Annotated in this window: 19 protein-coding genes and 1 pseudogene; 16 read left to right on the top strand and 4 right to left on the bottom strand. The window is 64.6% G+C overall.

The window, feature by feature from the left end:
* Positions 1–56 precede the first annotated feature (56 nt).
* The 14 genes and pseudogenes from J6525_RS01080 (at position 57) to J6525_RS01015 (ending at position 14,506) form a co-directional block, all read left to right on the top strand.
* The gene (locus J6525_RS01080; RefSeq protein WP_057019733.1) at positions 57–1,376 is read left to right on the top strand and encodes an ABC transporter substrate-binding protein; all 1,320 of its coding nucleotides are present in this window, start codon (positions 57–59) and stop codon (positions 1,374–1,376) included.
* 108 nt (positions 1,377–1,484) lie between these two features.
* A complete protein-coding gene (locus J6525_RS01075; protein WP_092085500.1) occupies positions 1,485–2,444 on the top strand; it encodes a carbohydrate ABC transporter permease in 960 nt (319 codons plus the stop codon).
* Positions 2,437–3,360: a carbohydrate ABC transporter permease gene (locus tag J6525_RS01070; protein ID WP_225641386.1), complete on the top strand. Its 924-nt coding sequence runs from the start codon at positions 2,437–2,439 to the stop codon at positions 3,358–3,360. Before J6525_RS01075 ends, J6525_RS01070 begins: the two co-directional genes overlap by 8 nt.
* 52 nt (positions 3,361–3,412) lie before the next feature.
* A complete protein-coding gene (denD, locus tag J6525_RS01065) occupies positions 3,413–4,399 on the top strand; it encodes a D-erythronate dehydrogenase (RefSeq protein WP_225641384.1) in 987 nt (328 codons plus the stop codon).
* A gap of 130 nt (positions 4,400–4,529) precedes the next feature.
* Complete coding sequence (locus J6525_RS01060) at positions 4,530–5,486, top strand: sugar kinase (protein WP_225641382.1); 957 nt, start codon at positions 4,530–4,532, stop codon at positions 5,484–5,486.
* Positions 5,483–6,133, top strand: coding sequence for a bifunctional 4-hydroxy-2-oxoglutarate aldolase/2-dehydro-3-deoxy-phosphogluconate aldolase (eda, locus tag J6525_RS01055; RefSeq protein ID WP_092085494.1), 651 nt, complete (start codon positions 5,483–5,485; stop codon positions 6,131–6,133). The genes J6525_RS01060 and eda overlap by 4 nt, the downstream gene beginning before the upstream one ends.
* Positions 6,134–6,178: 45 nt before the next feature.
* Positions 6,179–7,348, top strand: a complete 1,170-nt coding sequence (locus tag J6525_RS01050; protein WP_225641380.1) for an acetyl-CoA acetyltransferase — start codon at positions 6,179–6,181, stop codon at positions 7,346–7,348.
* Position 7,349: 1 nt separating this feature from the next.
* Positions 7,350–8,887 (top strand): annotated as a pseudogene (locus J6525_RS01045) (class I adenylate-forming enzyme family protein).
* 143 nt (positions 8,888–9,030) lie between these two features.
* Positions 9,031–9,240, top strand: coding sequence for a hypothetical protein (locus J6525_RS01040; protein ID WP_057019739.1), 210 nt, complete (start codon positions 9,031–9,033; stop codon positions 9,238–9,240).
* Between the two features lie 162 nt (positions 9,241–9,402).
* Positions 9,403–10,602: a CaiB/BaiF CoA transferase family protein gene (locus tag J6525_RS01035; RefSeq protein ID WP_225641378.1), complete on the top strand. Its 1,200-nt coding sequence runs from the start codon at positions 9,403–9,405 to the stop codon at positions 10,600–10,602.
* An 11-nt stretch (positions 10,603–10,613) separates the two neighbouring features.
* Positions 10,614–11,780, top strand: a complete 1,167-nt coding sequence (locus J6525_RS01030; protein ID WP_225641376.1) for an acyl-CoA dehydrogenase family protein — start codon at positions 10,614–10,616, stop codon at positions 11,778–11,780.
* Positions 11,781–11,905: 125 nt separating this feature from the next.
* Entirely contained in the window at positions 11,906–13,042 is a 1,137-nt protein-coding gene (locus tag J6525_RS01025; RefSeq protein WP_225641374.1) for a thiolase family protein, read from the top strand.
* A complete protein-coding gene (locus tag J6525_RS01020; protein WP_225641372.1) occupies positions 13,039–13,398 on the top strand; it encodes a Zn-ribbon domain-containing OB-fold protein in 360 nt (119 codons plus the stop codon). Before J6525_RS01025 ends, J6525_RS01020 begins: the two co-directional genes overlap by 4 nt.
* Positions 13,399–13,978: 580 nt before the next feature.
* Positions 13,979–14,506, top strand: a complete 528-nt coding sequence (locus tag J6525_RS01015; protein ID WP_028335000.1) for a carboxymuconolactone decarboxylase family protein — start codon at positions 13,979–13,981, stop codon at positions 14,504–14,506.
* A 180-nt stretch (positions 14,507–14,686) separates the two neighbouring features.
* Here the strand turns inward: J6525_RS01015 and glsA are convergent, their stop codons facing one another.
* From glsA to J6525_RS00995, 4 genes are all read right to left on the bottom strand, one after another.
* On the bottom strand, positions 14,687–16,546 hold the full coding sequence (glsA, locus tag J6525_RS01010; protein ID WP_225641370.1) for a glutaminase A: 1,860 nt from the start codon (positions 16,544–16,546) through the stop codon (positions 14,687–14,689).
* 22 nt (positions 16,547–16,568) lie between these two features.
* Positions 16,569–18,632, bottom strand: a complete 2,064-nt coding sequence (locus J6525_RS01005; protein ID WP_225641361.1) for a TRAP transporter permease — start codon at positions 18,630–18,632, stop codon at positions 16,569–16,571.
* Positions 18,633–18,775: 143 nt separating this feature from the next.
* A complete protein-coding gene (locus J6525_RS01000) occupies positions 18,776–19,939 on the bottom strand; it encodes a TAXI family TRAP transporter solute-binding subunit (protein WP_225641353.1) in 1,164 nt (387 codons plus the stop codon).
* 153 nt (positions 19,940–20,092) lie between these two features.
* The gene (locus J6525_RS00995) at positions 20,093–20,314 is read right to left on the bottom strand and encodes an acyl-CoA carboxylase biotin carboxyl carrier protein subunit (protein WP_076826552.1); all 222 of its coding nucleotides are present in this window, start codon (positions 20,312–20,314) and stop codon (positions 20,093–20,095) included.
* A 129-nt stretch (positions 20,315–20,443) separates the two neighbouring features.
* On the opposite strand from J6525_RS00995, the gene J6525_RS00990 reads away from it, so the two are divergent.
* Together J6525_RS00990 and J6525_RS00985 are read left to right on the top strand one after the other, a co-directional pair.
* Positions 20,444–21,418, top strand: a complete 975-nt coding sequence (locus tag J6525_RS00990) for an IclR family transcriptional regulator (RefSeq protein ID WP_075969006.1) — start codon at positions 20,444–20,446, stop codon at positions 21,416–21,418.
* Positions 21,348–22,907 (top strand): acyl-CoA carboxylase subunit beta, encoded by a 1,560-nt coding sequence (locus tag J6525_RS00985; protein WP_225641351.1) that lies wholly within the window; start codon positions 21,348–21,350, stop codon positions 22,905–22,907. The genes J6525_RS00990 and J6525_RS00985 overlap by 71 nt, the downstream gene beginning before the upstream one ends.
* Positions 22,908–22,981 lie beyond the last annotated feature (74 nt).

Genomic DNA, 22,981 nt, shown 5'->3' with positions numbered 1-22,981 from the left:
GCCGACCAACAGGCCAGATCAAAAACAACAAAAACACAATCATAGGGAGAAGGACGATGCACGATTTTACTCGCCGCTCGCTACTTCAGGGCGGCACGGCGCTGGCTGCAACCGGCATGCTCACCGGGCCGGCGCTGTTTGACTTCGCCAAGGCCTGGGCGCAGAGCGCGCCCTGGAAGGCGGAGCCCGGCGCCAAGCTCACCGTGATGCGCTGGAAGCGCTTCGTGCCCGCGGAAGACGATGCATTCAACGCCATGGTCGCGGCCTTCAAGTCGGCAACCGGCACCGAGATGAACGTGTTCAGCGAGTCCTTCGAGGACGTGCAGCCGAAGGCCTCGGTCGCCGCCAACACCGGCTCGGGTCTCGACCTCGCCTGGGGCCTGCACACGCTGCCGCAGCTGTTCCCGACCAAGGTTCTCAAGATGAACGACGTTGCCGACTATCTCGGCAACAAATATGGCGGCTGGACCGAAGCCGCGGCCAAGACCTGCAAGCAGGGCAATGACTGGCTCGGCATTCCCGTCGCGACCATCGGCGGCTATTTGACCTATCGCAAGTCGGCGGTCGAGAAGGCCGGCTTCAAGCAGGTGCCGTCCGATTTCCCGGCCTATCTTGAACTGTGCAAAGCGCTGAAGAAGAACAACACGCCGGCCGGCTTCGCGCTCGGCCACGCCACCGGCGACGCCAATGCCTGGGTGCACAACATCCTCTGGGGCCACAACGCCTGGACCGTCGACAAGGACGACAAGGTCATCATCAATTCGCCGGAGACGATGAAGGCGCTGGAGTATGCCAAGGCGCTGTCGGAGACCTTCATTCCGGGTGTCGCGTCCTGGAACGATTCCTCCAACAACAAGGCCTTCCTGTCGGGCGAGCTGTTCCTGACCTCGAACGGCATCTCGATCTACGTCGCGGCCAAGGACGATCCGAGCAAGAAGGAGCTCGCCGAGGACATCGACCACGCATTGTGGCCGGTCGGCTCGATCGGCAAACCGACCGAATTGCAACTCGCGGTTCCGATCCTCGCCTTCAACTTCTGCAAATATCCGAACGCGGCGAAGGCCTTCATCGCCTTCATGCTGGAGAAGGAGAATTTCGAGAAGTGGCTGTCGGGCGCGCGGGGTTATCTCACCCACACGCTCAATGCCTACGACTCGGCTCCGGTGTGGACCGCCGATCCGAAGAACGCGGTGTTCGGCCAGGCCTCGAAGCGCGCGCTGCCGGCCTCCGGCATCGGCACGCCCGGCGAGAAGGCCGCAACCGCGATCGCCGACTTCATCGTGGTCGACATGTTCGCGAACTACTGCACGGGTGCCAAGGACGGCAAGGCCGCGATGGCGGAAGCCGAACGGCAGCTGAAGCGTATCTATCGCTGATGTGATGACGCGGGCGGCGGAGAGCCGCCGCCCGCGTCATCATTGGAATGCCATCATTGGAATATTGCGTAGTCATGCTCAATCCGTTGAGCAATCGGGACATCGCCTATGGCTGACATCGCCCTCGCGCCGCGACGTGCGAAAACCGAAATCCGCGAAGCGACCGCATGGGATCAGCTCCGCCACAACAAGAACTGGCTCGGCTTCTGGTTCATGTTGCCGGCGATGGCGTTCCTGATCTTCTTCCTGGCCTATCCGCTGGGGCTCGGCATCTGGCTGTCCTTCACCGACACCCGCATCGGCCGCGTCGGTCATTTCATCGGCAGCGAGAATTATGAATGGCTGTGGGACGACGCCATCTTCTGGCTGTCGGTCTTCAACACGCTGATCTACACCTTCATCGCGAGCGCCGTGAAGTTCGCGGTCGGGCTCTATCTGGCGCTGCTGCTCAACGAGCGCATGCCGTTCAAGGCGCTGTTGCGTGCCGCGGTGCTGATCCCCTTCATCGTGCCGACCGTGCTGTCGGCGCTGGCGTTCTGGTGGATCTTCGATTCCCAGTTCTCGATCATCTCCTGGTCGCTGAAGCATCTCGGCCTGATCACCCAGAACATCAATTTTCTTGGCGACACCACCTGGGCCCGGATCTGCGTGATCTTCGCCAATATCTGGCGCGGCGTGCCGTTCGTCGCGATCACGCTGCTGGCCGGCCTGCAGACCGTGCAGCCGTCGCTGTACGAGGCGGCGACCCTGGATGGCGCCTCGCGCTGGCAGATGTTCCGCTACATCACCTATCCCTTGCTGACGCCGATCATCGCCGTCGTGATGACGTTCTCGGTGCTGTTCACCTTCACCGACTTCCAGTTGATCTGGGCGATGACTCGCGGCGGTCCGGTCAACGCCACCCATTTGATGGCGACGCTGTCGTATCAGCGCGCGATCATCGCAGGGCAGCTGGGCGAGGGCGCCGCGATCTCGAGCGCGATGATCCCGTTCCTGCTCGCCGCGATTATGGTGTCATGGTTCGGCCTGCAGCGCAGGAAGTGGCAGCAGGGAGAGAGCAATGACTGATCTTCCCGCCTCCAAGGTCGACCTCAAGAGCATCCTGTCGACGTCGTCGCGCGTCGACAACAGCGAGGGCATGAGCTACCTGCAGTCGGTGCCGCGGCGGATCGTGACGCTCTACATCCCGCTGTCGATCATCGTGATCATCCTGCTGTTCCCGTTCTATTGGATGGGGCTGACGGCGATCAAGCCGGACGAGCAACTGCTCGATCTCGACAAGTACAATCCGTTCTGGACCTGGAATCCGACCTTCAAGCACATCCACAAGCTGCTGTTCGAGAGCTACTATCCGCACTGGCTCTGGAACACGATGTATGTGGCGGTGGGCGCCACCGTGCTGTCGATCATCGCGAGCGTGCTCGCGGCCTATGCGATCGTGCGGCTGCGCTACAAGGGCGCCAACGTCGTTGGCGGCCTGATCTTCCTGGCCTATCTGGTGCCGCCGTCGATCCTGTTCATTCCGCTCGCGACCGTCGTGTTTCAGTACGGCCTGTTCGACTCGCCCCTGGCGCTGATCCTGACCTATCCGACGATCCTGATCCCGTTCTCGACCTGGCTGTTGATGGGCTATTTCAAGACCATCCCGTTCGAGCTCGAGGAATGCGCATTGATCGACGGCGCCAGCCGCTGGCAGATCCTGATCAAGATCGTGCTGCCGCTTGCCGTCCCCGGCCTGATCTCGGCCTTCATCTTCTGTTTCACGCTGTGCTGGAACGAATTCATCTATGCGCTGACGTTCCTGCAATCGACCCCGAACAAGACCGTGCCGGTCGCCATCGTCAACGAATTCGTTGACGGTGACATCTATCGCTGGGGGTCCCTGATGGCAGGGGCGCTTTGCGGCTCGCTGCCGCTGGTTATTCTTTACGCGTTCTTCGTAGAGCATTATGTCTCGGCGATGACGGGTGCCGTGAAGGAATGAGCGCGCAAGGCCCGCAGCTGAATTCGAACAAGACAAGAAAAGGAGCAGGGTCGTGCACATTCTGATTCTGGGCGCCGCCGGCATGGTCGGCCGCAAGCTGACCGAGCGTCTCTTGCGCGAGGGCCGCCTCGGCAAGCAAGAGATCACCCGGATGACGCTGCAGGACGTGGTCGCGCCGGCCAAGCCCGCGAATGCCTCGATCCCGGTCAATGTGGTCGCATCCGATTTCGCCGATGCCGGCGCCGCGACACCCCTGATCGCCGAGCGTCCCGAGGTGATCTTCCATCTCGCCGCGATCGTCTCGGGCGAGGCCGAGGCCGAGTTCGACAAGGGCTACCGGATCAACCTCGACGGCACCCGCTATCTGATCGACGCCATCCGTGCCGTTGGCGGCGGCTACAAGCCGAGGCTGGTGTTCACGTCCTCGATCGCGGTGTTCGGCGCGCCGTTCCCCGAGAAGATCGGCGACGAGTTCTTCCATACGCCGCTGACGAGCTATGGCACGCAGAAGTCGATCTGCGAGCTCCTGATCAACGACTACACCCGCAAGGGTCTGCTCGACGGGATCTCGATCCGCCTGCCGACAATCTGCGTGCGTCCGGGCAAGCCGAACAAGGCGGCGTCCGGCTTCTTCTCCAATATCATCCGCGAGCCGCTGGCGGGCGAGGAGGCAGTGCTGCCGGTCTCCGAGGACGTTCGGCACTGGCACGCCTCGCCGAAATCGGCGGTCGGCTTTCTGGTCCACGCCGGCACGATGGATCTCAATGCGATGGGGCCGCGGCGCAATCTCAGCATGCCCGGGATGTCCGTCACCGTCGGCGAGCAGATCGCAGCGCTGGAGCGCGTCGCCGGCAAGAACGTCACCGCGCGGATCAAGCGGGTGCCCGATCCGACCATCATCGGCATCGTCTCGGGCTGGCCGCGCGATTTCGCCACCGACCGCGCGCTGAAGCTCGGCTTCACCACGGCCGAGAAGACGTTCGATGACATCATCCGGATCCATATCGAGGACGAACTCGGCGGCAAGTTCGCCGCCTGAGCGGCGTCCGGGCTAAAGCATGATCCGGAGAAGTGCGAAGCGGTTTTCCGAGAAGATCATGCTCAGACAAGGGGCTAAGGCGCGATGATGATGCAACCAGGCTTCATCGCGCTTTAGCGCGGCGCTTGAGATGACCAGAGTTGCCAGCATCGGCGAATGCATGATCGAGCTGCGCCAGGCCCCTGGTGGCCAGCTCGGCGGGCTGTATTCGCGCTCCTTTGGCGGCGACACGCTCAACACCGCGGTCTATCTGTCCCGGCTCGGCGTCCACGTCGATTACTTCACGGCGCTCGGCGATGATGCGCTGAGCGATGAGATGATCGCGGGCTGGGCGAGCGAAGGCATCGGGACCAAGCATGTCGCGCGCTCGGCTGGCAAGCTGCCCGGCCTCTATCTGATCCAGACCGACGACAAGGGCGAGCGGCGCTTCTTCCACTGGCGTGACAGCGCCGCCGCCCGCGACCTGATGGATCTGCCCGAAACGGAAGACATCCTGAATTCACTCGCAACCTATGATGTCGTTTATCTCTCGGCGATCACGCTCTCGATCCTGCGCGAGGATGGGCAGGAGCGATTGCTGGCGGCGCTGAAACGTGCGCGGCTGCTGGGGACGCGGTTTGCGTTCGACACCAATTTCCGCGCCCGCGGCTGGCCGGACCTGAGCGTCGCGCGGAAGGTCTTCAGCAGCGCGTTCGAGACGGCCGATATCGTGCTTGCCTCGACCGAGGATCTGGCGCCGCTTTATCCTGGCGAGAGCAACACGGCGCTGCTGGCGGGCATCTCGAGCCCCGAGGTGGTGCTGAAGCTCGCCGAGCCGGCCTGCATCGTGCGCTCGGCCGGCGGAACGCGCGAGGTGAAGGCGGAGCAGCTCACCAAGCCGGTGGTCGATACCACCGCGGCTGGCGACAGCTTTGCCGCCGCCTATCTCGCCGCGCGGCTCGGCGGCGCCGAGCCCGAGGAGGCCGCGCGCGCCGGCCATCGGCTGGCCGGTGTCGTGGTGTGCTATCCCGGCGCGATCATTCCGCGCTACGCCATGCCGCCGAAAAAGGCGCTTCGTCTCCCACCATCCCGCAAGGCCTCGCAATGACAACGACATCGAAGCAGGACCGGATCGCCGAGCTGATCCGCCAGGCCACCGTGATCCCGGTGCTGACCATCGACCGGCTCGAGGACGCGGTGCCGCTGGCGAACGCGCTGGTCGCCGGCGGCGTGCGGACGCTCGAGGTGACGCTGCGGACGGCGGTCGCGGTCGACGCGGCCAGGGCCATCATCGCCGGTGTGCCGGAGGCGATCGTCGGGATCGGCACGATCCTCAATGGTGACGACCTGGCGCGCGCCGAGGGGCTGGGCGCCAAATTCGGCATCAGCCCGGGTGCGACGCCCGAGCTGTTGACGGCGGCAGCCTCCAGCCGGCTGCCCTTCGCGCCAGGGATCGCGACCGCCTCCGAGCTGATGCAGGCGCTGGCCCACGGCTTCGACGTCGTCAAATTCTTCCCGGCCGAGCAGGCGGGCGGTATCAAGGCACTGCGGGCCCTGGCCGGGCCATTTCCGCAGGTCAGGGTGTGCCCGACCGGCGGGGTCAGTGAGGCCAATGCGGCGACCTGGCTCGCCGAGCCAAATGTGCTTGCGGTCGGCGGTTCCTGGCTGTGCCCGGCGGCCGATATCCGCGCCGGCAATTGGGCGGGCATAACCGCCATGTGCGCGACGGCGATGAAAACGCTGAAAGCCGCCTGAAGATACGCTACATAACTCTCCGAACAGGAACAGGGAGATACAGCCATGACCGCCAGCATCGTGGGTTGGGCGCACACGCCATTCGGAAAGTTCGACACGGAGACCGTCGAGGGTCTCGTGGTCAAGGTCGCCAACGAGGCGCTGGCTGACGCCGGCATCGCCGCGTCCGATGTCGACGAAATCATGCTCGGTCATTTCAACGCCGGCTTCTCGCCGCAGGATTTTACGGCCTCGCTGGTACTGCAGGCCAATCCGGCGCTGCGCTTCAAGCCGACCACCCGGGTCGAGAATGCCTGCGCCACCGGATCGGCCGCCGTGCATCAGGGCATTCGCGCCATCGAAGCCGGCGCCGCGAAGATCGTGCTGGTGGTCGGCGTCGAGCAGATGACGAAGACGCCGGGCCCGGAGATCGGCAAGAACCTGCTCAAGGCGTCATATCTGCCCGAGGACGGCGACACGGTCGGCGGCTTCGCCGGCGTGTTCGGCAAGATCGCGCAGGCCTATTTCCAGAAATACGGCGACCAGTCGGATGCGCTGGCGATGATCGCCGCCAAGAACCACAAGAACGGCGTCGCCAATCCCTATGCGCAGATGCGCAAGGATTTCGGCTTCGAGTTCTGCCGCGCCGAGAGCGACAAGAACCCGTTCGTCGCCGGTCCCTTGAAGCGTACCGACTGCTCGCTGGTCTCGGACGGCGCCGCCGCGCTGGTGCTGACCGATGCCGAGACCGCCAAGACCATGGGCAAGGCGGTGAACATCCGCGCAACCGCGCATGCGCAGGATTTCCTGCCGATGTCGAAGCGCGACATCCTGCAGTTCGAAGGCTGCACCACCGCCTGGCAGCGCGCGCTGCAGAAGGCCGGCCTGCAGCTCTCCGACCTGTCCTTCGTCGAGACCCATGACTGCTTCACCGTCGCCGAGCTGATCGAATATGAAGCGATGGGCCTGACGCCGAAGGGACAGGGCGCGCGCGCGATCATGGAAGGCTGGACCCAGAAGGACGGCAAGCTGCCGGTCAATCCGTCCGGCGGCCTCAAGGCCAAGGGCCACCCGATCGGCGCCACCGGCGTCTCCATGCATGTGATGAGCGCGATGCAGCTCACGGGGCAAGCGCCCGAGGGCATGCAGCTCAAGAACCCGCAGATCGGCGGCATCTTCAACATGGGCGGCGCCGCAGTCGCCAACTACGTCTCGATCCTCGAGCCGGCGAAGTAGCTTGAACATTGCCGAATGGCTGGCGGCGACGGCACGGGCGCGTCCCGAAGCGCCGGCGCTGCTGACCGGTTTCGATCTCGACGCCGACTACGCCGCCTTTGCCCGCCGCGCCGCCTCGATCGGGGCGGCGTTGGCGCGCGATCACGGCATTGCCGCGGGCGACCGCATCGCGCTGTTTGCGTCGAACTGCACGCAATATCTCGAATGCCTCTACGGCATCTGGTGGATCGGCGCCGCCGCGATCCCGATCAATGCCAAGCTGCACGGCCGCGAGGCGGCGTGGATCTGCGGCAATGGCGGTGCCAAACTCGCCTTCGTCTCTGACGACACGATCGGTGCGTTGAACGAGGCGAAGGACGACTGTCCCGCCGGCATGACCACGCTGTCGGTCGACAGCGACGCTTACAAGACGATGCGAAGCGGCGAGGGGCCACCTGCACCGCTGCCGCGCGAAAACAACGATCTCGCCTGGCTGTTCTACACATCGGGCACCACCGGCCGTCCGAAGGGCGTGATGCTCAGCCACGGCAATCTGGTCGCGATGTCGCTGTGCTATCTCGCCGACGTCGATCCGGCGACGCCGCACGATGCCTCGCTCTATGCCGCGCCGATCTCGCATGGCGCCGGCCTCTACAATTTCCCGCATGTCCGGATGGGCGGCCGCCACGTCGTGCCGGAGTCCGGCGGCTTCGATCCTGACGAGGTGCTCAACCTCGGCCGCCAGCTCGACAATGTCGTGATGTTCGCGGCCCCTACGATGGTGCGCCGCCTGGTCGATGCCGCGAAGAAGCGCGGCGAGAACGGCGAGGGGCTGCGCACCATTATCTATGGCGGCGGTCCGATGTACACGGCCGACATCACCGATGCGATGGCGACGATGGGCCAGCGCTTCGTGCAGATCTACGGCCAGGGCGAGTCGCCGATGACGATCACGGCGCTGTCGCGCGGCTGGCACGCCCGGAGCGATCATCCGCGCTATCTCGAACGGCTGGCTTCGGTCGGGCTGGCGCAGAGCGTCGTCACCGTGCGCATCACCGACAGGGACGGCAATCCGCTGCCTGCCGGGGAGACCGGCGAGATCGAGGTCAAGGGCGCGACCGTGATGCTCGGCTACTGGAACGATCCCAAGGCCAATGCCGAGACGTTGAAGGACGGCTGGCTGCGCACCGGCGATGTCGGCCGGCTCGACGCCGACGGCTTCCTCACGCTGTCGGACCGCTCCAAGGACGTGATCATTCCGGCGGCACCAACATCTATCCGCGCGAAGTCGAGGAAGCCCTGCTGACCCATCCCGATGTCAGCGAGGTCTCGGCCGTCGGTGTGCCGGATCCGGAATGGGGCGAGATCGTCGTCGCCTGCGTCGTGCTGGCCGGCGGCGCCGCCGCCGACGACGGCAAGCTCGACGCGCATTGCCTTGCCTCGATCGCCCGCTTCAAGCGGCCGAAGCGCTATGTCTATCTCGGTGCACTGCCGAAGAACAATTATGGCAAGGTGCTGAAGACCGCGCTGCGGGAGATGCTGGCCAAAGGCATGGGCTAAATCGCGGCGAGGCTGGGTTGAATCGAAAACATCGAAAACAACCCCATGCACAGTAGGGATTGGGGTCACTAAGGTGGTTAAGGGATAGGCCGCCGCCTCCCGCCGCGCTAAGCTGCCTGTGCTTGTCACCGGGAGAACGGACCATGGGAATCGAGACGTCTCTGTCGCTGTCGGAAGTGAACGATCGCATCGCGATCCTCCGGGACAATATCAGGCAGCTGATCGAGCAGGCCGCGGGCGCAGCCGGCGCCGAAGTCGAGGAGCGCATCGCCGAGCGGCTCGAGCAGCAGAATGCGGAACTGGAAAAGCTCCTGAAGGCGCGCGAGGTGATGACGGGGCAGTCGCCGGCATAAGGGCGGCGGTGAATACGCTTCGTTTTGCCCACCCTGCGTTCCGCCGCACGGAAGCTCCCGGCGGCAGCCATGCATACGCCCATACGCCCGGCGCAGCTTGATCTCTTGGAAAAGCTCCCGTTACTAGCTCCATAACCACGACATCCGGGAGCGAACAGGACGATGGGACCACTGCAGGGTATCAAGGTCGTCGACATGACGACCGTGCTGATGGGACCCTACGCCACGCAGATGCTGGGCGATTACGGCGCCGACGTCATCAAGGTGGAATCCCCCGACGGCGACGTGACGCGGCAGATCGGTCCGACGCGGCATCCCGGCATGGGACCGGTGTTCCTCAACACCAATCGCAGCAAGCGCTCGGTCTGCCTCGATCTGAAGAAGCCGGCGGGGCGCGAGGCGGTGCTGCGGCTGATCGCGAAGGCCGACGTGCTGGTCTACAATGTGCGCCCGCAGGCGATGGCGCGGCTGCAGCTCGGCTATGACGTCGTTTCCAAGGTCAACCCGCGGCTGATCTATGCCGGCGTGTTCGGCTTCGGCCAGGAGGGACCTTATGCCGCCAAGCCCGCCTATGACGATCTGATCCAGGGCGCGACCGCGCTGCCTGCGCTGATGGCGCAAACCTCGGACGGCGTGCCGCGCTATGTGCCGAACGCGCTGGTGGATCGCATCGTCGGCCTCACCGCGGTCGGCGCGATCTGTGCGAGCATCGTGCATCGCGACCGCACCGGGCAGGGCCAGCGCGTCGACATCCCGATGTTCGAGACCATGGCCGGCTTCGTCATGGGCGATCACATGGGCGGCCTGACCTACGATCCGCCGCTCGACAAGGGCGGCTATGCGCGCCATCTGTCGCCGGACCGGCGGCCGTACAAGACACTGGACGGCTATATCTGCGTGATCGTCTACAACGACAAGCAGTGGGAAAATTTCTTCAAGGCGACCGGCCGCGACGATCTGCGCAGCGATCCGAAATTCGCGACCTTCGCCGGCCGTGCCACTAATATCGATGTCGTCTATGCCGAGCTCGCGCGCATCCTGCAGACCAAGACGACAGCCGAGTGGAACGGGATCCTCGAAAAGGCCGACGTGCCGGTGATGCCGATGCACGATCTGGAGAGCCTGCTGGAGGACCCGCATATGGTCGCGACTGGCGTCTTCCCCGTAGTCGATCATCCGACCGAGGGCCGGATCCGCAGCATGACGCCGTCGGCGCGCTGGTCGGAGACCAACGTTGAGCCGAGCCGGCTGGCGCCGCGGCTCGGCGAGCACAGCGCGGAGATCTTGCGGGAGGCAGGTTTCTCCACCGAGGAGATCGCGGCCATGGTGCGCGACGGCGCCGCCAAAGCGGTGCAGGCATAGGAGCACGACAGATGGATTTCGCACTCTCCGCCAACCAGGAATCGATCCGCGATGCCGTCGCCAAGATCTGCTCGCGCTTTGACGAAGCCTACTGGCTGAAGAAGGACAAGGAGGGCGGCTATCCGGCCGACTTCCACCGCGCGCTGGCCGATGCCGGCTGGCTCGGCATCTGCATCCCCGAGGAATATGGCGGCTCCGGGCTCGGCATCACCGATGCCGCGATCATGATGCGCACGATCTCCGAATCCGGCGCCGGCATGTCCGGCGCGTCCGCGGTGCACATGAATGTGTTCGGGCTCAATCCGGTGGTGGTGTTCGGCACCAGGGAACAGTGCCAGCGCATGCTGCCGCCGATCATCGACGGCCGCGACAAGTCCTGCTTCGCGGTGACCGAGCCCAATACCGGCCTCAACACCACGCAGCTCAAGACCCGTGCGGTGCGCCAGGGCGACAAATACATCGTCAACGGCCAGAAGGTGTGGATCTCGACCGCGCAGGTCGCCAACAAGATCCTGCTGCTCGCGCGCACCACACCGCTGGAGGAGGTGCGCAGCCCGACCCATGGCCTCAGCCTGTTCTACACCGATTTCGACCGCAAGCGCGTCACCGTGCACGAGATCGAGAAGATGGGCCGCAAGCCGGTCGATTCCAACGAGCTGTTCTTCGAGAATTTCGAGATCCCGGTCGAAGACCGCCTCGGCGAGGAGGGCCGCGGCTTCGAATACATCCTGCACGGCATGAATCCCGAACGCATCCTGATCGCGGCCGAAGCCGTCGGCCTCGGCCAGATCGCGCTGAAGCGGGCGTCGGAATACGCCAAGGGTCGCATCGTGTTCAACCGTCCGATCGGCATGAACCAGGCGATCCAGCATCCGCTGGCGAAGTGCTGGATGGAACTGGAGGCCGCCTGGCTGATGGTGCTGCGCGCCGGCTGGCAGTATGACCAGAACCTGCCCTGCGGCCCCGCGGCGAACTCCGCAAAATATCTCGCGGCGGAAGCCGGCTTCCATGCCTGCGAGCAAGCGGTGATGACCCATGGCGGCTTCGGTTACGCCAAGGAGTATCACGTCGAGCGCTACTTGCGGGAATCGCTGATCCCGCGCATCGCGCCGATCAGTCCGCAGCTGATCCTCAGCTTCATCGGCGAGAAGGTGCTCGGCCTTCCGAAGTCGTATTGAGATGACGCAAGTCATTGTAGGTTGTCATTCCGGGATGGTCCGAAGGACCAGACCCGGAATCTCGAGATTCCGGGTTCGATGCTTCGCATCGCCCCGGAATGACGCTCTGAGATAGGTGCGCTGACATGAGCTTCGTCACAGGCGTCGGCCTCACGTCCTACGGCAAGCATGAGGGCTTGTCCTCGCTCGACCTGATGAGCAAGGCGGCCGAGCTTGCGATCTCGGATGCCGGGCTGAAGCGCTCCGAGATCGACGGCATCCTCTGCGGCTACTCCACGGTCTCGCCGCATATCATGCTGGCCACGGTCTTCGCCGAGCACTTCGGCATTCGCCCGGCTTACGCGCACGCCGTGCAGGTCGGCGGCGCCACCGGGCTTGCGATGACCATGCTGGCGCATCACCTGGTCGACGCCGGTGTTGCAAAACACGTGCTGGTGGTCGGCGGCGAGAACCGGCTGACCGGGCAGAGCCGCGACGCCTCGATCCAGGCGCTGGCCCAGGTCGGACATCCCGATTACGAGGTGACGCTGGGGCCGACGATCCCGGCCTACTACGGCCTGGTCGCAACGCGCTACATGCATGAATACGGCCTCACGCAGGCAGACCTCGCCGAGTTCGCGGTGCTGATGCGCAAGCACGCGCTGACGCATCCCGGCGCGCAATTCCACGAGCCGATCACGGTTGCCGACGTGATGGCCTCCAAGCCGGTGGCGATGCCGCTCAAATTGCTCGACTGCTGCCCGGTGTCGGACGGCGGTGCGGCCTGCGTGATCAGCCGCGAGCCGACCGGCGAGCGGCAGGTCCGCGTCCGCGGCTGCGCCCAGGCACACACCCATCAACACGTCACCGCAGCGCCTGCGCTGAGCGAACTCGGCGCCGAGATTTCGATCGCGAAAGCGAAAGACGTGTCGGGCGTCGCGATCCCGGACGTGCGCTACGCCGCGGTCTACGACAGCTTCACGATCACGCTCGCAATGCTGCTGGAGGATCTCGGCCTTGCCGGGCGCGGCGAGGCGGCGGCGCGGGTGCGTGCCGGCTATTTCAATCAGGACGGCGAGATGCCGCTCAACACCCATGGCGGCCTGCTCAGCTACGGCCATTGCGGCGTCGGCGGCGCGATGGCGCATCTGGTCGAGACCCATCTGCAGATGATCGGGCGGGCCGAAAATCGCCAGGTGCGCGACGCCTCGGTGGCGCTGCTGCACGGCGATGGCGGCGTGCTGTCCTCGCATGTCAGCATGTTCCTGGAGCGCGTGCGATGAACGGACCGACCGCCGACTGGACCAAGGGCGCGGAAGCCATCGTCTATCAGACCTGCAACGGCTGCGGCGCGCGGCAATATTTCCGCCGCAGCTTTTGCGCCGCATGCGGTTCGCCAGATCTTGCCGAGCATCGCGCGAGTGGGGCAGGGACGGTGTATGCGACCTCGCTGGTCTGCCGCGCCGCGACGCCGGAGACGCGGGCGCATGTGCCCTACAACATCGTGCTTGTCGACGCCGACGAAGGCTTTCGCATGATGGCCCATGGCGACAACGGCCTCGCCATCGGCGACAAGGTCGCGGCGCGCTTCACGCAATTCGCGGGACGGCTGGTTCCGTATTTCGCAAAGGCGAAATGAGGGGCTGAACGATCCAGTCAGAACGCAAGACCAGGCTGAACTGGTTCGCTCTTGCCCCTCATAGTTTGCGGATAACCTGTTTGGGCATGATCTTTCGGAAAACCGCTACACACTTTTCCGGATCATGCCTCAGTGCCAATAAAAGATGAAGCTGGCGATGACGAGCATTGCCGTCACCGCCAGCATTTGCGCAAGCGCTTCCGAGGCCGCCCTCTTGGTGGCTTCCTTCATGCGTTTCCCCTAGACTTGGGCGTGACTCATCGTTGCGCGAATTGCGCGCAAGACGGCCGGATTTTTTACTCGGAACACCCCGCGTCGAGTATTCGCTTTTGACGAGTCCCCACTCAGCGAATATCGACTGTGACAGCGTTGTCTGGGAATGCGGCGGCAATTTGACTCGCGCGTGTTGCTCCTGCGACAGCAGCTCGTACAGAGCGTTTTCGAGCGAAGTTGATACCGGTTCGCGTGAAGAAAACGCGTCAAAACAAGGATCTAGAGCTCCGTTCCGATTTCATCGGAACGGAAAAAGCTCTAGTGTTTCGGAACCCGACAGAAACGACAGCAAGATCAAGGTTAGGAAATGGCCCGTATCGACTACTCCGATCCCGCGAAGGCAAACCCGCGGACCCGCGAGATCCTCGACAAGAACCGCAACGCCAACATCTTTCGCATGATGGCGCATTCGCCAAGTTACTTTGAGCAGTATTGCCGGCTCGGCGGCGCGATCCGCCACAAGGGCGAGCTCGATCCCGTCGTCCGCGAGCTTGCGATCACGCGCACCGGCATTCTCTGCGAGGCGCCCTACGAGATCGTCGCGCACAAGCGCATCGGCAAGAATGTCGGCGTCACCGACGAGCAGAACGCCGCGCTCGAGGACTGGCAGTCCGCGACCTGCTTCAACGAGGTGCAGCGCGCTGCGCTCGCCTTCACCGACGAGATCGTCAAGCTGAAGAAGCCGACCGACGCGACCTTCAAGACGATCGCGGCGAAGCTGACGCCGGCCGCACTGATCGAGCTGCAACTCTCGGTCGGCTTCTACATCATGACGTCGAAATTTCTCGAGACGTTCGAGATTGACATGCAGCCGGTGACGGAAGTGGTGAGCTGAGAGCGAACTGCGCGAGAGGTCCCTTGCCTCGCCCCGCTTGCGGGGAGAGGCCGGATCGCATGAAATGCGATCCGGGTGAGGGGGAGCCTCCGCGGGATCAACTCTCAGTCTTTTCGCTGAGGCAGTCCCTCACCCTGATCCTCTCCCCGCGAAGGGCGGGGAGAGGGAGAACAGAGAGACCTACCCCGACGTCAGCAGATCCACCTTGGCATTCGCCACGATCAGCCGATCGGCGAGGATCTGCGCGAGGTTGCGCATGATCCGCTCGCCGGCGCGCGGATGCCGCTCGCGGAAGCGCTCGAAATCCTCGATCGTCACTTCGTAGGTGGTCGCCGACATGTCGGCGACCACGTCCGCTATCCGCTTCGGCTCCAGCAGCGCCATCTCGCCGAACGCCATGCCGGCGGTCAGCGTCGCGAGCCGGATGCCGTCGGGCAGGGTGACGTGGACCACGCCGCTGCGCAGGAAGTACAGTGAGGTGGCCTCACTGCCCGCGGCGATGATCTTTTCATCCTGTTGGTATGTTCGGATCGTGCAGAGCGAGGTGAGATCGGCGATCTCGGCTTCGCTCAATCCGGCGAGCAGCGGCTGCTCGGAGAGTTCCGTGGTCTCGAGGAAGTCGATCGAGCCGCCATAGCGGTAGACGATCTGGTCCTCGGCCCATTCGATCGCGGTGTCGAGCAGGTAGAAATCCCTGATATTGCCGAGCCGCCTGGTCCACTCGCTGATCGTGGCCCATGCGCGCGAGGTCCGCTTGATGCCGGAGAGGATCACCGTGACGCCGAGCTCGGCGAGCTCCTGGAACGCTTCGGCCACCAGTCTTGCGCCGGCACGGGTCGTCGCGGTGACGCGGCGCAAATCGAAGATCACGAATTCGGGCCGCGGACTGCCGGCGAGGCGGCGCGAGACATAGTCGACATTGGAGAGCGACAGGGTGCCGACCAGCTCGATCACACGAACCTCCTGGAAGTGCCTTGCCAGGATCTCCTGCTCCTGCGGCCGGCGCACCCGCCGCGACGGGTTCTTGCCGATATTGTAGTCGGCAATGATGCTGTGGCGGGCGTCGTCGCTGCGGTTCAGTATATGCAGGTCGTAATGCGCCGACAGCGTCTCGCACACCTTGATGCCGCGCACGCTGTTGCCGTGCTTGTCGAGCCTTGGCGAATAGCTGCCGAGCCCGAGCCGCGCCGGCAGCGCCGCCAGAATACCGCCGCCGACGCCGCTCTTGGCGGGAATGCCGACGCGGTAGATCCATTCGCCGGCGTAGTCGTACATGCCCGACGAGGTCATCACCGACAGCGTGCGCGCGATGGCGTAGGGCGTCACCACCTGCTCCTCGGTCAGCGGGTTGATGCCACGATTGGCGAGCGTCGCCGCCATCACGGCGGTGTCGCGCGCGGTGACCAGGATGGAGCATTGCCGGAAATAGACGTCGAGCACTGCGGGCACGTTCTCGGTGATCACGCTGTTGGTGCGCAGGAGATAACCGATCGCCCGGTTGCGGTCGCCGGTGGCGCTCTCGGAGGCGTAGACCGCCTCGTCGACATCGAGCTCACGGCCGGCGAAGCGGCCGAGCGCATGGCGGATATAGTCGAACGCGGCGTCGCCCTTGTCGGCGTGGAGCAGGCCGGAGCAGGCGATCGCGCCGGCATTGACCATCGCATTGAACGGATGGTTTTCGGCATTGAGCCGGATCGAATTGAAGGGGTCGCCGGATGGCTCGACGCCGATCACGCTTTCCACCCGTTCGGCGCCCAGCGTGTCCAGCGCCAGCGCGAACACGAACGGCTTCGACATCGACTGGATGGTGAACGGCACCCTGGTGTCGCCGACTTCGTAGACGTGGCCGTCGAGCGTCGCCAGGCTGATGCCGAAATGGGCGGGGTCGGCCTTGCCCAGCTCGGGGATGTAGTCGGCCACCGCGCCGGCGGCCTCCGGCAGGAAGTCTGCGTAACAAGTGTGCAGAAACCGCAGCAGCGGCGGCTTCGAGCTGGACCAGGCCGTGGTGGTGGCGGTGACGGGAGGAGGCGATCGTTTCATCGCCTACTGTTGTGCATCGCAATCAGGGCGCGCGCAACTGGTTCGGAACCAGCGCCTGACGGCGGACCAGCAGCAAGGCGATCAACACCGTCGGGGCGAGGATCGCGAGCCCCAGCAGCGACACCTGCAGCTGCGACAGCGGGTTGATGCCGCCGCCGGGCGTCGCGAGCACGAAGCCGCCGATCACCAGCAGCACCCGGAGCGGCCATTCCAGGGCACCGGCGCCGCGGAGGTCGCCGACGAACGCCTGGTAGCCCTGGATGCCGCCGCAGATGAACAGGGTGCCGCACGCCGCGAGCGCCATCAGGCCGAGGCCGGCGAGATAGGGGCTCGGTCCCTGCATCACCAGCGCTGGGTTCAGCACGAAGAAGAACGGGATGAAATAGATGATGCTGCCGACCCACATCGATTCCCATCCGGTCTTCATCGCGGGCGAGCCGGCGATGCCGGCCGCAGCGAAGGAGGCGATCGCCACCGGCGGCGTGATCGACGACAGCATGCCCCAATAGAAGATGAACATGTGCACCGCCATCCGGTTCAGCCCGAGCTTCTCCAGCGCGGGCGCGACCAGGATGGCGAGGAAGATGTAGCAGGCGGTGGTGGTCAGCCCGAGGCCGAGGATCAGGCTGGTGAAGGCGCACATCACGAGCAGCAGGAACGTGTTGTCGCCCGCAAGCGTCAAAAGATCGTTGGCGAGGCTGGAGACCACGCCGGTCATCGAGAACGCCCCGATCAGCAGACCGCAACCGGCGAGGATGCCGACCAGCTCGACGAAGGTGCGGCCATTGACCTCGAGGAATTTTCCGATCGTCCCGAGCGTCCAGCGGCTCTCCTTGGAGAAGATCTGGTTGAGCACCAGCAGCAGCGCGGTGGCGTAGAACGGCGCGTGGCTTTCGCGCTTGAAATACAGCAGCATCACGATCAGGAGCGCAATGACGAAGACGTAATACCAGCCGTTCTTGATCGTATCCATCACGCGCGGCAGCTCGGCGCGCGGAATGCCCTTCAGCCCGTGGCGTGCGGCGTAGGAGTCGACCTGCATGAACAGGCCGACATAGTAGAGCGCCGCAGGAATGATCGCGGCCACCGCGACCTCCGCGTAGCTGATATTGAGGAACTGCGCGATCACGAACGCGGTGGCGCCCATCACCGGCGGCGCCAGCACGGCGCCGGTGGAGGCGCAGGCCTCGATCGCGCCGGCATAGGAGGCGCGGAAGCCGCTCTTCTTCATGACCGGGATCGTCATCGTGCCGGCGGTCAGCACGTTGGAGACGATCGAGCCCGACATCATGCCGAGCAGGCCGGACGCGAAGATGCAGACCTTGGCGGCACCGCCGCGGAACGTGCCGCACAGCGCGAAGGCGAGGTTGATGAAGAATTTTCCGGCACCGGTCATCATCAGCGCGGTGCCGAACACCAAAAAGCCGATTACGGTGTCGGCGAAGGCCTGGATCGGAATGCCGAGCAGGCTCTCGCCGGACAGCACGTGATAGGCGGTGGTCTGGTCGAGCGTGAGCTGCGAGCCGCGGAACGGGCCGAGCCAGCTGGCCTCGGCGAACAGCGGATAGACGGTGAAGGGGAGCACGCTGAGCAGGAGGCTCCAGCCGCCGGTCCGGCGCAGCGCCTCCATCAGCATCACCCACATCACGAGGCCGGCGATGATGACGTTCCTCGGGGCGCCGTCGGACTCCCAGCCATATTGCGCCGCCTTGCGCACGTTCAGCATCAGCCAGATCGAGGCGGCGAAGGTCGCCACGGCGAGCGCGAGATCATACCAGGGGATGCGGTTCAACGGCGCGCGTTCCGATCCGGGGAAGATCAGGAACGTGAAGGGCAGCATCAACGCGATCAAGAGATAGAAATATTCGGTGTTGAGCTGGGTGTAGTCGATGAAGAAGCGCAGCGAGAATTGCTGGTTGATGCAGAGCAGGATGGTTGCGGCGGTTGCGACCACCAGCGCCCAGCGCCACACCCCGCGCAGGGTGCGCACGCGCGTGACCTCGGCCTCCTGCAGATTGTCGAGACCGGCATGCGGATCTTCAAACTCGATTCTTTTCGCAGGCGCAGCCGCGGCGTTCTCGGGCATTACGCTTCCCCCAATGTTGTCCGTTTTGCCCGTAGCCTAGAGCATGATCCGGAAAAGTGCGAAGCGGTTTTCCGGAAGCACCATGCTCAAACGGGCGCCAGCGCGATGACGATTAACCCGATCTCATCGCGCGTTGGCGGGTCTCACTCAAAGCCATTGGGCATATTGGCTTTCGCAAGCGCGGCCGCGCGCGCCTTCATCCAGCCATCGAGGAAGGCCTTGTCGTCCGACGGCGGGTTCGACTTGCCGTAATCCGTCCAGGCGGCGGCGAGCACCTCCTGGCGCTTGTAAAGCGTGTTGTTGTGCGCCTCCTGATCGTCGCTCCAGTGGCCGGTTTCCTTGAGCGCCTTCACCGCGCCGGGATGCACGGGGACGACCCAGTTCTTGGTCTGCCGGTCGGCGCCGAGCCCGGCGGCGCCGGGCGCCGAGTCCTTGTAGGCGTCGTAGTTGACGATCATCGCCTTGGTGATCGCGTAGATCTGGTCGACCGGCTGCGCCGCATAGGCAACGAAGATCGGGTAGGGGTAATTGCCGAGCTGGATCGGCTTGTCCGGCGAGATGCCGGCGCCGCAGGTTGCGGTTTGCGGGAAGAAGAACGAGCCGACCTTTTTCACCCGTGCCCAGCCTTCCTTGTCGTCGGCGGGCAGCGGCGGCCACATCAGGCCACGCGGCGAGGTCTCGGCTTCCTTGGCGGGGCCGGTGATTGTGGTGCCGAACGCGGCATCGGTGTCGTTGTTGATCAGGCCTTTCCACATCGCGCCGTAGCTTGCGAACTCGACGATCTTGACGTCCTTCTGGGTGAGGCCGCCGAACGCGAGCATCGCGAGCGAGTTCTGGTTCAGCGCCGGCGAGCCGACCACGAAGCCGACGCGCTTGCCGCGAAGGTCCTTCATTTCCTTGACGCCGGCATCGGCTGCCACGCCGAGCGCGCCGCAATTGCAGTCCACCGACGACAGCATGAGCTGCAGCGGCTGCGGGCCCCACTCCTTGGCGCCGAACTCGAACACGCCTTCCTGCGCGAAATAGGTACCCGATCCCATCGCCGAGGAGACCGCGCGCTTGGCGCGCAGCGGCGCGAGCCGCGCGACGTCGTTGCCGGCCGGCAGCACGCGGACATCGGTGCCGTATTTGTCCTTCATCATCTTGCCGACGCCGACCGCGATGTTGAAGCCGGCGGTGCCGGTGTCGTAGGCGGTCACCGCCATGGTCGGCGGCAGCTTGATGTCCTCGGCCGAGGCGGGCAGGGCAGCGAAGATCGAAATGCCGGCAAGAGCGGCAGGCGCGAGCGCCATCAGCCGATGGATCATAATTCCTCCCTTTGTTTCGCTGTGCGAAACTTTTCCGGGCGGGATGATTGCATCGTGATCCGGCGATGGCAACGCTACCTCCGGCGCAAGCCGGCGATTTCGGCCGCTGCATCACCGGACAGATTGTCGCGGCCGGATGGCAGGGGTGGGATCTCAGGTCTCGACGATCGCAACCGCCTGGCCTTCGGCGATGACATCGTCGATCTTGACCAGAATCGACTTGATTTTGCCTGCTGTCGTCGACGTGACCGGTATTTCCATCTTCATCGCTTCGACGAACGCAATCTCGTCGCCATTACCGATGCTGCTGCCGGTCTCGACAGGAAGCGCGCAAACGCGCCCGGCAACTTCGGTCACAACCTTGATCTCTGGCATTCCACTCTCCGATACCGTCTTGCGGAAATTTCATCCGGCGAACGGCTTTTTGTTGTGGCGGCAGATTGCCTGAGGTAGCTTCTTCTGCAAGTGGAATTTTATTCCGCAGGACGGAATGGAGCCAAACAGATGGGAAGGCGCTCGGAACGGCTTAGCAGGCAGGGAATGCTCGCCAGCGAGACAGGCGATGGCGATGTCATCCAGGTGGTGTCGCGCGCCTTCGATGTGTTGCGGTGCTTCGAGGGACACGAGGCCCGGCTCGGCAATCTCGAGATCTCGAACCGCTGCGGCCTGCCGCGTTCGACGGTGTCGCGACTGACACACACGCTGACGCGGATGGGACAGCTCGTCTATCTGCCGCGCGACCAGAAATATCGCATCGGCCCGAGCGCGGTCGCGATGAGCACCACGATGATGAAGGGGCTGCAGCTGCGCAATCTGATCCGGCTGCGCCTGCAGGATGTCGCCGATCAGTTGCCCGGCACGGTGGGCTTCGTCATCCCCGATCGCTTTCATCTGGTCTATCTGGAGTTCGCCCGCGCGGCCAACGCGCTCGGCCTGCATGAGGCCACCGGCAGCCGGATCTCGATGGCGACCACCGCGGCCGGCCACGCCTACACGGCCGCGCTCGATCCCGCGGTCGGCGACGCCCTGATCGCCGAGATGGAAGGCGAGTTGCCCGAAAGCGCCAAGATGCTGACGCCGCGCATCGAGGCCAACCGCCGGCATTTGCAGGAGCACGGCTACGTCGTCGCCTGCGGCCTGTGGAGCCCGCACATCAACGGCGTCGCGGTGCCGCTGTGGTCACCGCAGTATCAGACCTATGTGGTCACCACGATCGGCTTGCTCTCGGCGATGTATGACGAGGCGCGGCTGCATCGCGAGGTCGCACCGCAAATGGTCGAACTCGCCGCCGCACTCGGCAGCCTGCTCGAAGGCGCCGACGGCGACATCTTCAGCAATCGGATCGAACGCAAGTCGCTTCCGGTGACCGCCCATAACAACAACAAAATCCTCAAGACGGGAGCAGTGAATGAACTGGAAGCCGGAACTCGACGACCTCGCCCGCCGCGAAGCGTTCGCGCGGGAGATGGGAGGCGTTGACAAGGTCAAGCGGCAACGCGACCAGGGCCGGCTCACGGTTCGTGAGCGCATCGACAAGCTCGTCGACCAGAGCAGCTTCCATGAGGTCGGTGCCATCTCCGGCATCGCCGAATATGACGAGAGCAACGAACTCAAGCACCTGACGCCGGCGAACTGCGTGTTCGGCCGCGCCAGGGTCGACGGCCGCACCGTCGTTGTGGTCGGCGACGACTTCACCGTGCGCGGCGGCTCGGCGGATGCATCGATTTCCGCCAAGCCGTTGATGGCGGAGGAGATGGCGCACGACTTCCGCCTGCCGATCGTTCGCGTGATCGAGGGCTCCGGCGGCGGCGGCTCGGTGAAGACGATCGAGACCAGGGGCGCCGCCAATCTGCCCGGCGGCGTCGGCGGCACGCGCTGGTACTGGTACACGACCGCCAATTTGGCCCGCGTGCCGGTGGTCGGTCTCGGGCTCGGCTCCGTCGCGGGCCTCGGTGCCGCGCGGCTTGCCGCCACGCATTACTCTGTCATGACCAAGAGCTCCGCGATGTTCGTCGCCGGCCCGCCGGTGGTGAAGCGCCTGGGTCAGGATCTGACCAAGCAGGAGCTCGGCGGCGCCGACATCCAGACCCGCGCCGGCGCGATCGATCAGGCCGTCGAGACCGAAGAGGAGGCGTTCGACTACGCGCGGCGCTTCCTGTCCTATCTGCCGTCGTCGGTCTACGATCTGCCGCCGACCATTCCCTGCACCGACGATCCGGAGCGTGCCGAGGAATCGCTGCTCAAGGCCGTGCCGCGCAACCGCCGGCAGGTCTACAAGATGCGGCCGATCATCGATGCGGTGGTCGACAAAGGCTCGTTCTTCGAGGTCGCCAGCAATTTCGGCCGGCCGATCATCACCGGATTGGCGCGGATCGAGGGCAGGGCGGTGCTGCTGCTCGCCAGCGATCCCTTCCACTATGGCGGCTCGTGGACCGCGGACGCCTGCCAGAAGGTAGTGCGCTGGGTCGACTTCGCCGAGACCTTCCATCTGCCGGTGGTCTATCTGATGGACTGCCCCGGCTTCATGATCGGGCTCGAGGCGGAGAAGACGGCGACCATCCGCCACGGCGTGCGGGCGATGGCGGCGGTCAACCAGAGCACGGTGCCGTGGTGTACCATCATCATCCGCAACGCCTTCGGCGTCGCCGGCGTGGTGCATCAGCCGGCCAATCGCTTCTCGATGCGCTATGCGTGGCCGTCGGCCTATTGGGGCTCGCTGCCGCTCGAAGGCGGTATCGAGGCGGCCTATCGCGCCGAGATCGATGCGGCCACCGATCCCGCCGCCAAGCTGCGCGAGATCGAGGATCGCCTCAACAAGCTGCGCTCGCCGTTCCGCTCGGCCGAGAAGTTCTGGGTCGAGGAGGTGATCGATCCGCGCAAGACGCGCTCGCTGCTCTGCGAGTTCGCGCGCCTCGCCGAACCGATCCGCAAGGCTGGTCCGCCGAGCAACATGTCGACGCGGCCGTAAGCGGCTCCTCAATCGTCATTGCGAGCGTAGCGAAGCAATCCATATCACCATGTGCTGAGGTATGGATTGCTTCG

The sequence above is a fragment of the Bradyrhizobium australafricanum genome (assembly GCF_020329495.1).
Classification (GTDB): Bacteria; Pseudomonadota; Alphaproteobacteria; order Rhizobiales; family Xanthobacteraceae; genus Bradyrhizobium; species Bradyrhizobium australafricanum.
The sequence above is the reverse complement of the archived record's forward strand: the minus strand, read 5'-3'. Positions and strand labels throughout refer to the sequence as shown.